General features: G+C 42.3%; 13 protein-coding genes. 11 read left to right on the plus strand and 2 right to left on the minus strand.

The window, feature by feature from the left end; genetic code table 11:
* Positions 1 to 159 precede the first annotated feature (159 nt).
* The 6 genes from fusA (at position 160) to ABID99_RS22370 (ending at position 5,399) form a co-directional block, all read left to right on the plus strand.
* Positions 160 to 2,271 carry an elongation factor G gene (gene fusA / locus ABID99_RS22345; protein WP_373615156.1) on the plus strand — a complete coding sequence of 704 codons (2,112 nt, stop codon included), beginning with the start codon at positions 160 to 162 and terminating at the stop codon, positions 2,269 to 2,271.
* Positions 2,272 to 2,446: 175 nt separating this feature from the next.
* Positions 2,447 to 2,752, plus strand: a complete 306-nt coding sequence (rpsJ, locus tag ABID99_RS22350; RefSeq protein ID WP_022830652.1) for a 30S ribosomal protein S10 — start codon at positions 2,447 to 2,449, stop codon at positions 2,750 to 2,752.
* 107 nt (positions 2,753 to 2,859) lie between these two features.
* Positions 2,860 to 3,069 carry a DUF2683 family protein gene (locus ABID99_RS22355; RefSeq protein WP_090530246.1) on the plus strand — a complete coding sequence of 70 codons (210 nt, stop codon included), beginning with the start codon at positions 2,860 to 2,862 and terminating at the stop codon, positions 3,067 to 3,069.
* The gene (locus tag ABID99_RS22360) at positions 3,066 to 3,293 is read left to right on the plus strand and encodes a hypothetical protein (protein WP_373615157.1); all 228 of its coding nucleotides are present in this window, start codon (positions 3,066 to 3,068) and stop codon (positions 3,291 to 3,293) included. The genes ABID99_RS22355 and ABID99_RS22360 overlap by 4 nt, the downstream gene beginning before the upstream one ends.
* A 362-nt stretch (positions 3,294 to 3,655) precedes the next feature.
* On the plus strand, positions 3,656 to 4,009 hold the full coding sequence (locus ABID99_RS22365; RefSeq protein WP_354486855.1) for a YciI family protein: 354 nt from the start codon (positions 3,656 to 3,658) through the stop codon (positions 4,007 to 4,009).
* Between the two features lie 163 nt (positions 4,010 to 4,172).
* Positions 4,173 to 5,399, plus strand: a complete 1,227-nt coding sequence (locus tag ABID99_RS22370; protein WP_373615158.1) for an RNA polymerase sigma factor — start codon at positions 4,173 to 4,175, stop codon at positions 5,397 to 5,399.
* Between the two features lie 171 nt (positions 5,400 to 5,570).
* Here the strand turns inward: ABID99_RS22370 and ABID99_RS22375 are convergent, their stop codons facing one another.
* On the minus strand, positions 5,571 to 6,803 hold the full coding sequence (locus ABID99_RS22375; protein WP_373615159.1) for a serpin family protein: 1,233 nt from the start codon (positions 6,801 to 6,803) through the stop codon (positions 5,571 to 5,573).
* A 151-nt stretch (positions 6,804 to 6,954) separates the two neighbouring features.
* Between ABID99_RS22375 and ABID99_RS22380 the strand changes: the two genes are divergently transcribed.
* From ABID99_RS22380 to ABID99_RS22390, 3 genes are all read left to right on the plus strand, one after another.
* Positions 6,955 to 8,199: an alkaline phosphatase family protein gene (locus ABID99_RS22380; RefSeq protein ID WP_373615160.1), complete on the plus strand. Its 1,245-nt coding sequence runs from the start codon at positions 6,955 to 6,957 to the stop codon at positions 8,197 to 8,199.
* A gap of 422 nt (positions 8,200 to 8,621) precedes the next feature.
* Complete coding sequence (locus ABID99_RS22385; protein ID WP_373615161.1) at positions 8,622 to 9,491, plus strand: hypothetical protein; 870 nt, start codon at positions 8,622 to 8,624, stop codon at positions 9,489 to 9,491.
* A 497-nt stretch (positions 9,492 to 9,988) separates the two neighbouring features.
* Entirely contained in the window at positions 9,989 to 10,819 is an 831-nt protein-coding gene (locus ABID99_RS22390; protein WP_373615162.1) for a DUF6263 family protein, read from the plus strand.
* A gap of 169 nt (positions 10,820 to 10,988) precedes the next feature.
* Here the strand turns inward: ABID99_RS22390 and ABID99_RS22395 are convergent, their stop codons facing one another.
* Positions 10,989 to 11,870: an alpha/beta hydrolase gene (locus tag ABID99_RS22395; protein WP_373615163.1), complete on the minus strand. Its 882-nt coding sequence runs from the start codon at positions 11,868 to 11,870 to the stop codon at positions 10,989 to 10,991.
* Between the two features lie 198 nt (positions 11,871 to 12,068).
* Between ABID99_RS22395 and trxA the strand changes: the two genes are divergently transcribed.
* The gene (trxA, locus tag ABID99_RS22400; protein ID WP_090530271.1) at positions 12,069 to 12,365 is read left to right on the plus strand and encodes a thioredoxin; all 297 of its coding nucleotides are present in this window, start codon (positions 12,069 to 12,071) and stop codon (positions 12,363 to 12,365) included.
* 127 nt (positions 12,366 to 12,492) lie between these two features.
* On the plus strand, positions 12,493 to 13,146 hold the full coding sequence (locus ABID99_RS22405; RefSeq protein WP_373615164.1) for a TetR family transcriptional regulator C-terminal domain-containing protein: 654 nt from the start codon (positions 12,493 to 12,495) through the stop codon (positions 13,144 to 13,146).
* The last annotated feature ends 4 nt before the right edge of the window (positions 13,147 to 13,150 follow it).

Below are 13,150 nucleotides of genomic sequence, written 5' to 3' on the forward strand. Positions count from 1 at the left end.
TTTGGTAACATTTTACTAATCAATAATTCATTATTTCGGCAATTCATCCCATAAAAAACAAATAAAAGGATTGAATTAATAATTGAAGATACAATAGGACCTGATCCGCATGTTTTTATTCAATCGCTAATTCACTAATTCAATAAATCAATAATTGACATGTCAAGAGATCTAAAATATACAAGAAACATTGGTATTGCCGCTCACATTGATGCTGGTAAAACTACCACTACCGAGCGTATCCTTTACTATGCTGGTGTAAGCCACAAAATTGGTGAGGTACACGAAGGTGCCGCTACCATGGACTGGATGGCCCAGGAGCAGGAACGTGGTATCACCATCACTTCGGCTGCAACAACCGTAAACTGGAAATATCGCAACCACAACTATCACATGAACATTATTGATACCCCGGGTCACGTGGACTTTACCGTGGAGGTAAACCGTTCATTACGTGTACTTGATGGTTTGGTGTTCTTATTCAGCGCGGTTGATGGTGTTGAGCCTCAGTCAGAAACTAACTGGCGTTTGGCTAATAACTACAACGTTCCGCGTATTGGTTTCGTTAACAAAATGGACCGCTCTGGTGCCGATTTCCTTAATGTGGTAAAACAGGTTAAAGAAATGTTGGGCAGCGTTGCTATCCCATTGCAGTTACCTATCGGTGCTGAAGACCAGTTTAAAGGTGTGGTTGATTTGATCAACTTCCGTGGTATTGTTTGGAATGAACATGATAAAGGCATGACCTTTACCGAAGTTCCAATCCCTGCCGATATGCTTGACGAAGCTACTGAGTGGAGAGAGAAATTATTGGAAGCAGTTGCTGAGTTTGATGACTCTTTAATGGAGAAATTCTTTGAAGATCCTACAACCATCACTGAGCGCGAAGTATTAGACGCTTTACGTCAGGCTACTTTGGCCGGTAAAATCGTTCCGATGACTTGCGGTTCATCTTTCAAAAACAAAGGTGTACAAACCATGCTCGACTATGTAATGGAGTTAATGCCTTCACCTCTTGATTCAAAAGGTGTTGTTGGTACTAATCCTGACACCGGTGCCGAAATTTTGGTTAAACCAAATGTAAAAGAACCATTTGCAGCATTAGCATTTAAAATTGCTACCGACCCGTTTGTAGGCCGTTTATGCTTCATCCGTGTTTACTCTGGTAACCTTGATGCTGGTTCATACGTGTACAACATGCGTTCAGAAAGCAAAGAGCGTATCAGCCGTATCTTCCAGATGCACGCTAACAAGCAAAACCCTATCCCTAACGTGGGTGCAGGTGATATTGCTGCGGTAGTAGGCTTTAAAGATATCAAAACAGGTGATACCCTTTGCGACGAGAAACATCAGTTGGTTCTTGAGTCGATGGTATTCCCTGAGCCGGTTATCGGTTTGGCAATTGAGCCTAAAACTCAGGCCGATGTTGATAAACTAGGTATCGCTTTAGGTAAACTGGCAGAAGAGGATCCAACTTTCCGGGTACAAACAGATCAAGATACTGGTCAAACAGTTATCTCTGGTATGGGTGAGTTACACCTGGATATTTTGATGGATCGTTTAAAACGCGAGTTTAAAGTGGAAGTTAACCAGGGTGCTCCTCAGGTAGCTTACAAAGAAGCTATCACCGGTACTATCCAACACCGCGAAACTTACAAGAAACAAACTGGTGGTCGTGGTAAATTCGCGGATATCCAGGTTGTTATCTCTCCAGCCGACGATAACAAAGAAGGCTTGCAGTTTGTTAACGAGATTGTTGGTGGTTCAATCCCACGTGAGTTTATCCCATCTGTTGAGAAAGGTTTCAAAGCCGCTATGGACAATGGTGTACTTGCAGGTTACCCGCTTACAAGCTTAAAAGTTCGTTTGATTGATGGTTCATTCCACGCAGTCGATTCGGACGCGTTATCATTCGAGATCGCTGCACGTTCTGCTTACCGCGAAGCATTGCCAAAATGTAAACCGGTATTGCTTGAGCCAATCATGAAAATCGAGATCTTAACCCCTGAAGAAAACATGGGTGACGTTATCGGTGACATGAACCGTCGTCGTGGCCAGCTGCAAGGTATGGACACCCGTAACGGCTCACAGGTAATCAAAGCTATGGTACCACTTTCTGAAATGTTTGGTTATGTAACTCAATTACGTACTATCACTTCGGGCCGTGCAACTTCAACTATGGAGTTTGACCACTACGCTGATGCACCTCGTAACGTACAGGACGAAGTTGTTGCCAAATCAAAAGGCCGCAAACAAGTTGCTATCGACTAATTTAATTTGAAGATTGGGCGATTTGATAATTTGAAAATTACATTATCAAATTGCCTCATCTTCAAATTTCAAATAATAATAACCCGATCAGCCATAATAAATAGCTCTTATGGTTGGTCAAAATCAAATCGGTGAAATCATTCTAATCAGTGAAATCGCCAAAAATTAATTAACAATGAGCCAAAGAATCAGGATCAAATTGAAATCTTACGATTACAACCTGGTAGACAAATCTGCCGAGAAAATCGTAAAAACAGTAAAGCCAACAGGCGCTGTAGTTAGCGGACCACTTCCGTTACCAACCGAAAAGAAAATTTTCACCGTATTACGTTCACCACACGTAAACAAAAAAGCACGTGAGCAATTCCAACTTTGCTCATACAAGCGCTTATTAGACATTTACAGCTCTAACTCAAAAACTGTAGATGCCCTGATGAAGCTTGAATTGCCAAGCGGTGTTGAGGTTGAGATCAAAGTTTGATAGACGACCGGCCCACTGAAAGGTGTGGGATCAAAAAATAAAAAAGGCCATCTGCTTAAGCGGATGGCCTTTTTTGGTTTTGACGATATTTTGCGATAACTTTAAATATGGAAGCATACGTTGTATACCCCTCAAAAGCCCAGGAAAAAGTTATTAAGGCATTTTTTGAGGCGCTAAATATTCCTTTCGAAAAAAAAGAAGAAGAAACATTACCACCTCATGTAATCGAAGGTATTGCTAAAGGGCAGGCAGATATTGAGGCTGGACGCAGTATAAGTTTGGAAGAATTTAAAAAACGGCTCACGATATCTGAATGAGCTATAATATAATTTTTTCTTCAAGTGCACTTGAATCATTTGATGCTATAAAATCGCAATTACAAGAACAATGGGGCTCTAAAGTAGTCAAAGACTTTGAAAAACGAACTCTTAAAGTAATTGATATAATTAGTATATCACCACTCATATTTCAAGGGATAAAAAACTCAGCTCAAATAAGAAAGGGCATTATTCATAAAAATTGTTCTGTATTTACCAAATAAAGAAAGATCAGATCGATATTCTCTTCTTTTGGGATAATAGGCAAGAGCCGCTTTTCTCTAACTTATAGCATTGCCTGCGGTCCAGGCCGTGCGTTCATACTGCACGGGCCTTAACCATATGACAGGTATCCGCTTCCGTTCTTAAAACAGCCTTCCTGATTAAATCGATGGAAAGACATTATTGAATTTTTCATCTTAATTGTATGAATTCCGTAATTCAAAAAATTACCTCGGTTCAGAAAAATTCCTAAATTGAACATTTCAAGTTCAAAATAAATATTACCCGCCCTGTCCTATTTAGCCATTTCCATTTGATATAGAGGTGTAATTCATATATTTATTAACCTTTAAAATTTAAAAAGATGGACGAATTCGTTTTAATTTTCAGGCACGAGGATGGCACTAAAATAGCTTCTCCCGAACAGATCCAAATCTGGATGAAACAAACTATGGACTGGATTGGCGGCATAGCTGCTCAAAACAAATTTGTGAGTGGCACCGGCTTGCCTTTTGCCGACGCCAAAATTGTAGGACACGGCGGCGTAGTTACCAATGGCCCTTTCGGCGAGATCAAAGAAACGATAGGCGGTTTCATCACTGTAAAAGCCGAATCGGTTGAAGAAGCTGTGGAATTTGCCAAAGGCTGTCCTGTTTTGCAGGGCGATGGCAATACCGTTGAAGTGCGGAAGGTTGCCAAGAATGATGGGGTGCATTAAAATAATTTTATAAATCATGTCATTGCGAGGAGCAGCCCGGGCAAAAGAGTATCCAGCGCGACGTTGCAATCCCGTCGTTATGCCTGCGAGATATACAAAGCGGCAAAGCACAGCTACGAGATTGCCGCGCTATCGCTCGCAATGACATTTTTCCATTTGCACCGTGCAAAACCCCAAAATCATTCCCCATCTATTCCGCACCGAGTATCGCAAAATAATATCGGTGCTGTGCCGCCGCTTTGGATTCGATCAGATGGAAACTGCCGAGGACATCGCCAGCGATACCTTCCTTACCGCAGCCCAGGCCTGGAGTTATAAAGGCATCCCGCCTAACCCAACCGCCTGGCTTTATAGCGTAGCCAAAAACAAGGCGAAAAATCATTTGCAACGTAATAGCATTTTTGAAAACAAAGTATCCCCGGAAATCCAAACCTTGAAGACCTATGACCCTGAAATCGATCTTTCGCTCCAAAACATCACCGACAGCCAGTTGCAAATGATGTTTGCAATCTGTCACCCTGCCATCCCTCCCGAGGCACAGATCGGGCTTTCGTTACGCATCCTTTGCGGTTTCGGAATTGATGAAGTGGCTGAAGCTTTCCTAACCAATAAAGAAACCATTAACAAGCGCCTGTTCAGGGCTAAGGAAAAGATCCGCAATGAAAAAATAGGAATCGAAATGCCTGGTCCGGCTGAAATTGATAACCGGCTCGAAAACGTGCTCACTACTATTTATCTGTTGTTTAGCGAGGGTTATTATTCTGTTAGTGATAACCAGGTTTTGCGTAAAGATCTTTGCTTTGAGGCCATGCGCCTTTGCCATATGCTTATTGAAAACGAAGGCACCAACAAACCGCCGGTTAACGCATTGCTTTCGCTCATGTATTTTCATGCCTCGAGGTTTGAAGCCCGCACAGATCAAAACGGCCGACTAATTTTATATGAAGATCAAGACACCAACCTTTGGAACTATGACCTTGTAGCCAAAGGTGCCTTTTATTTAAACCTTGCCACTACCGGTACTCAATTATCAAAATATCACATTGAAGCCAGTATAGCCTACTGGCATACTCAAAAAAACGATTCCAAACAAAAATGGGAAAACATATTGCAGCTTTATAATCGCCTGCTGCAAATAGCATACTCCCCTATAGCGGCGCTTAACCGCACCTTTGCGCTTGCCAAAGCCAACAGCCCCGAAGAAGCCATTATTGAGGCTGAAAAATTGAAACTCACCGGAAACCAGTTTTACTATACCTTGCTTGGCGAATTATATACCGGCATTGACAATGAACAGGCAAAACTAAACTTTGAGAAAGCACTAACGCTGATAAAAACACCTGCTGATAACGCCATTATTCAAGGCAAAATAGATAAACTTCAAAATTAACATTAGCCCAGGTCAGCAAAAAACGCCTGATAAACAACAACAGAAAAGCATTAATTACATGACTTATAAGCAAAGCATTCCCATGCTTAAAAATAACACCGGATACTTAAAGCTGGTATCATACGTATGTTGAAGCGATTAAAACTATTTTGGGTAAACCCGGAGAGCATTTTATTCACTCAGCGCCGGGTTCCTCACTATCCCTGCAAATAGTATCAGCCCGGTTTTCATTTCCCGTATTGCAAAAATGAAAGGTTTATTAAAAACATGAGTTGGTGGGGCTGCCGTAGTCACTATGCCAACAGATGTTACTGCCGCGGCTTCAGTACCGTCTTCATTCACATCAATATAAGCTTTGTGTTTCACCTCGGATATACTAAGGCCACTACCCGCGTTAATGCGACTAAAATCAGCCATATCGCTAAAGGCAATGCTCATCCCTAATGATTTTAAAATATCATTCAGCGTAATATCATAGCTAAATTTAAACCTGGGCATGGTAATGTCCGATTTGTCGGCGGTGAGTTTACCCATCAGTAAATTCCATTTACTTGAATCGAGGCCCCGTGCAAAGCTTTTTATATCTCCATCAGGCATCATCAATATCATGCTGTATTTACTGTTGCTATAAGGCAATTCAACCACATTTGTACCGTTATAATACGCGCTTTTAAGTTCGGCATGGCTATTGGTCATAAAATCAGCTTGTACAGTACCTCCATTTGACAAACTAAATGGCGCCTTGAAAGTTGCTTTTGCATCAAACCGGGTTTTCCATATGCTTTTAAAATAAATGGCATTGATGAGATACATCCGGGCTCCGTCCGAAATTTTATCGATGATCTTTGGAATCTTGTTGTTAGTTTGCTGGCTTACCCAATCATTAATAGTAGTTAGGGATGCTGATTCATTGCTAAAATCGAGGGCTTTCACCTCGGCACTATAAAAATCGGTATTGCTTTTCAGGAATGTCGGCAGCACCGTAAAATTATGAGCGTACCAAATGGAATTGGCTATTTTAAGCGTAGTATTTGGATCGAGATTGGGGAGGTTTGTGATGAGGTTATGATAGTAATTGTTAACCTGTTCTTCGGTAAAACTGCTAAACTCCATGGTTTTGCGGATATCTGTAAGGGTTTGCCCGCTGGCGCCATTACTGGTCATACCTATAGCAAAGCTTACGCTTAATGGCGAAATGATGAGGTTTTTATCAGCGTCAAGGCTATTAACATTAGCGCTGAAAAGCTTTAAGGTAAAAGCATTACCAGGCCCAATTTGTTGCTGTTCGGTTGCGGAAAGCACCAGGTCTTTACCCGGATCCTTATTAACTGGGCTGATACCTCCCTTTTTACAGGCTGCTATAGCTAAAATCCCAAAACAAAGTAAGGTTAGTTTGCGCGTCATGGCTGATAGGTTTATAATTATATTACGCCTTGTAAATCATTTACGCTACAGCATGTTAAAAATATAACAGCTCAAAAAGCATAACAATTTTTTAACGCCTGCACTTTTAAAACACCGTAATTTAGCCCTTTAAAAACACTTACTTATATCGATGCGAAATCTACTTAAAACCGCAGCTTTTTTCCTCCTGATATCGGCCGGGCTAAATACCACCGCCCAAACCCGCAAAGCAGTCTTTATTATTGCTGACGGCATCCCAGCAGATGTTATTGAAAAATTGAATACCCCTAACCTGAAACTGATAGCTAAGCAGGGCACCTACCTTCGTGCGCATGTTGGCGGCGAAAAAGGTGGTTATTCGCAAACGCCAACCATATCGGCCAATGGCTACAACAGCTTACTTACCGCTACCTGGGTTAACAAACACAACGTTTGGGGCAACGACATCAAGGCACCAAACTATAATTACTGGAATATATTCCGGATGTTTAAAAATACTTATCCTAACAAAAAGACAGCTGTATTTAGCAGCTGGACAGATAACCGCACCAAGCTAATTGGGGACCGGTTATCCGCAGCAGGTAACATCCATCCTGATTTTGCTTATGATGGTTATGAACTGGATACCGTTAAATTTCCGCATGATAAAGCCGGGAACTATATGCACCTGATAGATGAGCAGGTAGCAGCAGCGGCAGTGGATTGTATTAAAGATAAAGCTCCTAACCTTTCATGGATATACCTGGAATATACCGACGATATGGGGCATAAATACGGCGATAGCCCGCAATATTATGATGCTATTGAAAAAATGGATGCACAGGTAGGCAAGATCTGGACTGCAATACAATACAGGAAGCAACATTTTAAAGAAGACTGGCTGATTTTTATCACAACAGATCATGGCCGCGACGAAGCAACCGGTAAAAATCACGGTGGTCAAAGCACCCGCCAGCGCTCAACCTGGATGGTTACCAGCTACCGCCCGCTTAATAACTATGCTAAATTCTATACCCCGGGTATTGTTGATATAACACCCTCTATCAATAGTTTTTTAAATGTAAAAGTACCCGAAGCACAACAACGTGAGATGGATGGGATCTCGCTTATCGGTCCGCTATCAGTGGCAGAGCCTGCCGCTAATTATGTGCAGGGCTCATTGGATATCACCTGGAAGGCACTTGACCCCAAAGGCAGTGTTAAGGTGTGGGTAGCAGCCGATAATACCTTTAAAGAAGGTAAGGCCGATGATTATAAGCTGTTAGCTACTGTACCGGTTACTAATGAGCATGTGCTGGTTGATGTTAAAAATATGCCCTCTAAATTTTATAAGGTTGTTATTGAAGGATTGAATAATACAGCGAACAGATGGGTTGTACTTGATGAAAAGAAGTAACCTGGCTCATTATTTAGAAATTTTCATAACGCCTCCCTGCACTAACTGCAAGGAGGCGTTATTGCTTTGTATCTCTTGTAAAAACATCGCGGTTAAGCTTTCCCATCCCAATCAGCTCAAAATACAAACTACTTTGTATTGTGTACCCTCTCAGGGCTCCGTAAACTTGTGATATAAAAACAATCCAAATCACAATGAAAAAGCCACAATCATGTACCTCTGGTGTAACGCCTGCTGCCAGCAGCACGTTAAATTTTATTATGACAAGCCCCGCAGCTCCGTTAATAAACCAGCCGTTCTATCCCAAAAACAAAAAATTACCAGTTGTTTTTTTGCAGGTAAATTGCATACATTAGATCATTGCCTGTTGGCGTTGATCTGTTCATCACAATCATCAAAACACACCTAATCCGTTTACTAAAATGATCTGTAAAACCAAAATATGGGCAATTATTTGCTGTGTTACCGGTGCATTTTGTCTGAGTACACAAGCTGCTTATAGCCAAAACCAGTTTGAAAAAGCACTCACGCAAAAAATAGACAACTTTCTGGCACCTGTCCCTCAAACCAACCAGCAAACAATGTCAACACAAAATGAGCTTTACCCAAGCGATGCCCCCGGCGGCATATTAATTCCATCGGGCTTTGGGGGATATGGCACCTATCTGTTTGGAGGCCTTGGCGCTACCTACCCTGAAGTGTACAGGGACAACAAAGCCGATCTGATTGCCTCGGTGGGTGCATGTGTTGGCAACCCTGTAAAAGCAATAAACTTTGCCGCCAGTTTAAATATAACTGATGTGCACCGGTTCAGGGATTTCTCAGGCAACTTCATTGTAAGCCGCAAATTATTTACCGGAACAAGTATATCGGCCGGCGCATTGCAAATGTTTGCCGATGTAAGACAATCAGACGCATCAGGTTCGACCTTTTATGTGGCTGTAAGCCACGCTGTACAAACTATTAAATCATTAACGCCAGGCTGCTCAAGGCTCAGTTATACAATTGGTATTGGCAGCGGCAGGTTTTATGAAAAAAGCCCGAAAGATATAGCTGCAGGAAGAGGGAAACACGGCACCGCTGTATTTGGCAGTATATCCTATGAGCTTATCCAGCATGTAAACGTAAATGCCGAATGGACCGGCATGAACTTTGGTATTTCGGCAGGCATCAGGCCATTCCCCGTGCCTTTGAGTTTAGCTGTGGGGGTTGCAAACCTTACCCGGTATACCAATGATAAGGCCAATATGGTGTTCTCTATTGGTTATCCGCTCTCCCTAAGCCGACGATAATTCTTTCTCAGCAAAAAATTAATTATTTCATTAAAACATATAAAATCTATGAAAAAGATAATCATAGCAGCATTAGTCGTGTCCGCAACTTTAATTATAAGCACTAAGCGGACTTCTGCCCAAAGCAGAAACAATCAATCGGATTGGAATGTACCACCACCGATACCTCCTTATACGCCACCGCCACCGGTAATTCCGCCACCCACAGTGCCGCCACTGCCTCCACCGCCGTATAAACCGGTAATACCAGTGCCACCGATTAAACCACCTAACATTCCGCCCACTCCGCCGCCACCGGGACCGGGGCCACATATGCCACCGCCAACCCATATGCCACCACCAACTCATATGCCGCCGCCTACTCATATGCCACCCCCAACGCATATGCCACCGCCTACGCACATGCCACCACCGACCCATATGCCAAACCATTAATAAACAGTGATTTAGATTTAATTTTTCAATCCAACAGGGGATAATATAAATCGATTAAAAAAATGAAAACACACCTCTTCAATATAAAAACGGCATTAATGGCTTTATTGCTGTTCACAGCCTGCGTCTGCAAAGCCCAACGTCGCGAACTTACGTTTAAGCAAGGCGATGAGTACAATAAAACAACCTATATAAGTGCGGCAAGTATATTGCAGCGAGGGAAGCAAACATTCAATATCAATACAACATCATCAATATCAAAAATCTATAAGGTTACCGGTATTACCCGTAGCGGGTTTGTTTTAACCGTTACCACAAGTCACATCAACGATACAATGGATGCCTTTGGTAAAAAAATGGAATACAGCTCAGACAGGCCTGCCGATACCAGCTCATACATCCAGATGGCATTGCAAAGTCTTATAGGCAAATCGGTAACGCTCAGCATTGATAAAAATGGGATCATAACCGATGTAAATGATCCTGATGAGCGATACGCCACCGATACGCTGTTATTATTCGCAGGTTTTAAACAGGATCAGTTTATAACCGGCACACGCTTAAACCTGGTTGCCGATAACTCGGAAGCATTAAAAACGGGTGCAAGCTGGGTGAGCGATATATCTTCGGGTAATGAGAGGATAAATACTACTTATACAGTAAGCCAATTAACACAGCCTGACAAGTATACTAACCTGATGCTTACCAGTACATCATCAGCACCTGAACAAAACAGTAATACAAATGGTGTACTTGTGGTTGATAACGCTTCAGACGTGATATTGGTTTCTTCAGTAAAAACAGCTACGCTGAGTTACAAATTTGTTAATGACGTCACTTATTCATTTGGCCGGCGTACCGAAGTAGTGGAAAATTGTATAAAAATGAATTAATACGAACCGGGGAGATTCATTACAAAATGCACAGCTTTTACCGAAAGCTGGTACAAGATACATTAGTCCTGAACGTAGGGGTACAATAAGGGCTATTGTTAAAAGAAGAGGCTATGCTGTTAAGTTATGCATATGCCTCTCTTTTTATAATCCTATTTTTTTACTGTACTTAATGAAGTTTCATCCTTTTGGCTGTTGCCGGGTGCAGGTAATTATTATCGCTCAACCAGTCGGCCATGCGCTGGGGCCAGGTGCTGATGCTTTGCAGCTTTGATCGGTAACCCATATTAAAGCCATGATCGCCCTGGGTATAAATATGTACTTCAACCGGTATTTTTGCTTCCCGGTAACGCTGCAGTAATTTTACTACCGATGGAGAGCAGCAAACATCATCATTAGCAGCTAACAAAAACGCCGGCGGGGCGTCATAAGGTAGTTTATCGGGAATATAAAGGGGTCCCGGATAAATCTGAATCAAAAACGAGGGACGGGCATTTAACCTGTCGACCGGATCAGCAGCTCCAGGGTCACCTTTACTCTCGCCATAAGCAACCATATCAACTACCTCGCCGCCTGCCGAAAAACCCATCATCCCGATACGGTTTGTATCCAAACCATATTCAGCTGCTTTGCTGCGTACCAGCCGCATGGCCCGGTAGCCGTCCTGTTTGGCATGTACATCAATTTTGTATGGTGATAGCGTATCCCTGCCCAAACGATATTTCAGTACAAAAACGGCAACACCCAAAGTATTAAGATATTTTGCAGGATCAACGCCTTCGGCAGTGTATACCAGCAAACGATGGCCGCCGCCGGGGCATATCACCACCGCGGCGCCATTAGCTTTATCCTTCGGCGGCAGGAAAACAGTAAGTGATGGATTATGGATATTTTTAACCCAATAGTCCTTAGCCTGCTCTGGCTCGTTGCGGCGGTTTTCGAAGCCCGGCGCTCCGTTTTGCCAAAGCGGTATAACAGCGTTCTGAGCGCCCCCCGCAAAAGGCAGTACAATGGACACCAGGAATAGGTAAGTGCTTAGTTTTGTTTGCATAAAGTAAATATAACTTATAGATGAGGGTTCATGGTTAATACACTAAACTTTTACACGAGTTAATGGTTAAATTTGAATAGTTCATGGTTCATAGATAATAGTTCATGGATTGACAGGTAATAATTTGATATCCTGTCATCTATAAAGCGATTCGTTCTATGATCTATGAACCATGACCCATGAACTAATAAAATACTTATGGCAAATTTCCAGGAAATAATAGCATCAGAAACACCGGTACTGGTCGATTTTTCGGCCGAGTGGTGCGGGCCTTGTAAAATGATGCCACCTATACTGCACGATGTTAAAACAGCGTTAGGTGATAAGGTAAAGATCATCAAAATAGATATCGACAAAAATCCTGCGGCAGCCAGCGCGTACCGTATTCAAAGTGTGCCTACGCTTATGATCTTTCAAAAAGGGCAAAGCAAATGGCGCCAAAGCGGTGTGGTACAGGCCAGGCAGCTGCAACAGGTGGTGGAGCAGTTTTTATAACTTCACCCCAGCCCTCCTCAAATGGATAGGGAGTTATATAATTTATGAGATTTTACAATTTTAACATATCAGCTCAAAAGTCCCCTCCTTTGGAGAGGATTTAGGTGAGGCTTAAATCCCAATCAACATGGCAACTATCGAAAGCATCCAGACCGCGTATACCGATTATGTGTTAACCGAAGGCGAACAGCCTAAATCGGTTTATATCTTCGCAAAGCAAAATGAAATGAGCGAAGCCGAATTTTACCAGTTCTACGGTTCATTTGAAGCGGTTGAGCAGGGGATCTGGGCAGGCTTTGCAACCAAAACATTAGCCGAGATCCGTGCACAGGAAGTTTGGGAAGGCTATACAGCACGTGAAAAAGCTTTATCATTTTTTTACGGTTTTTTTGAGTTGTTGAAAAGCAGCCGCAGCTTCGCGGTTTACAGCATTAAAAAGCAGCCCAAAGGTTTTACTACGCCCAGGGTATTCAGTCCGCTGAAAGACATTTTTGAGGGCTTTGCAGATGAGATTTTGAAGGAAGGAATTGAAAGCACCGAACTAAGCGATCGTAAATACTTCTCCAAAAAGTATAAAGACGCCTTATGGATCCAGTTCGTTTTCGTACTTAACTTCTGGATTAACGATAATTCGGCCGGCTTTGAGAAAACCGATGAGGCTATTGAAAAAGGAATAAATGTAACGTTTGATCTTTTCCAGCGCTCGCCTATCGACAACCTTTTTGAATATGGTAAGTTTTTGGTGCAAAACGGCGGGATAAAGGATAAGATGGGATTTTAAAATT

Origin of the sequence: Mucilaginibacter sp. OAE612 (assembly GCF_041806395.1) — a bacterium.
Taxonomy (GTDB): Bacteria; Bacteroidota; Bacteroidia; order Sphingobacteriales; family Sphingobacteriaceae; genus Mucilaginibacter; species Mucilaginibacter rubeus.

What these genes read in the sequence shown, in the direction of transcription:
- ABID99_RS22380 (WP_373615160.1), top strand. Translation starts at nt 6,955, where the DNA reads ATGCGAAATCTACTTAAAACCGCAGCTTTTTTCCTCCTGATATCGGCC.
- ABID99_RS22385 (WP_373615161.1), top strand. Translation starts at nt 8,622, where the DNA reads ATGATCTGTAAAACCAAAATATGGGCAATTATTTGCTGTGTTACCGGT.
- ABID99_RS22365 (WP_354486855.1), top strand. Translation starts at nt 3,656, where the DNA reads ATGGACGAATTCGTTTTAATTTTCAGGCACGAGGATGGCACTAAAATA.
- trxA (WP_090530271.1), top strand. Translation starts at nt 12,069, where the DNA reads ATGGCAAATTTCCAGGAAATAATAGCATCAGAAACACCGGTACTGGTC.
- ABID99_RS22360 (WP_373615157.1), top strand. Translation starts at nt 3,066, where the DNA reads ATGAGCTATAATATAATTTTTTCTTCAAGTGCACTTGAATCATTTGAT.
- ABID99_RS22355 (WP_090530246.1), top strand. Translation starts at nt 2,860, where the DNA reads ATGGAAGCATACGTTGTATACCCCTCAAAAGCCCAGGAAAAAGTTATT.
- rpsJ (WP_022830652.1), top strand. Translation starts at nt 2,447, where the DNA reads ATGAGCCAAAGAATCAGGATCAAATTGAAATCTTACGATTACAACCTG.
- ABID99_RS22375 (WP_373615159.1), bottom strand. Translation starts at nt 6,803, where the DNA reads ATGACGCGCAAACTAACCTTACTTTGTTTTGGGATTTTAGCTATAGCA.
- ABID99_RS22395 (WP_373615163.1), bottom strand. Translation starts at nt 11,870, where the DNA reads ATGCAAACAAAACTAAGCACTTACCTATTCCTGGTGTCCATTGTACTG.
- fusA (WP_373615156.1), top strand. Translation starts at nt 160, where the DNA reads ATGTCAAGAGATCTAAAATATACAAGAAACATTGGTATTGCCGCTCAC.
- ABID99_RS22390 (WP_373615162.1), top strand. Translation starts at nt 9,989, where the DNA reads ATGAAAACACACCTCTTCAATATAAAAACGGCATTAATGGCTTTATTG.
- ABID99_RS22405 (WP_373615164.1), top strand. Translation starts at nt 12,493, where the DNA reads ATGGCAACTATCGAAAGCATCCAGACCGCGTATACCGATTATGTGTTA.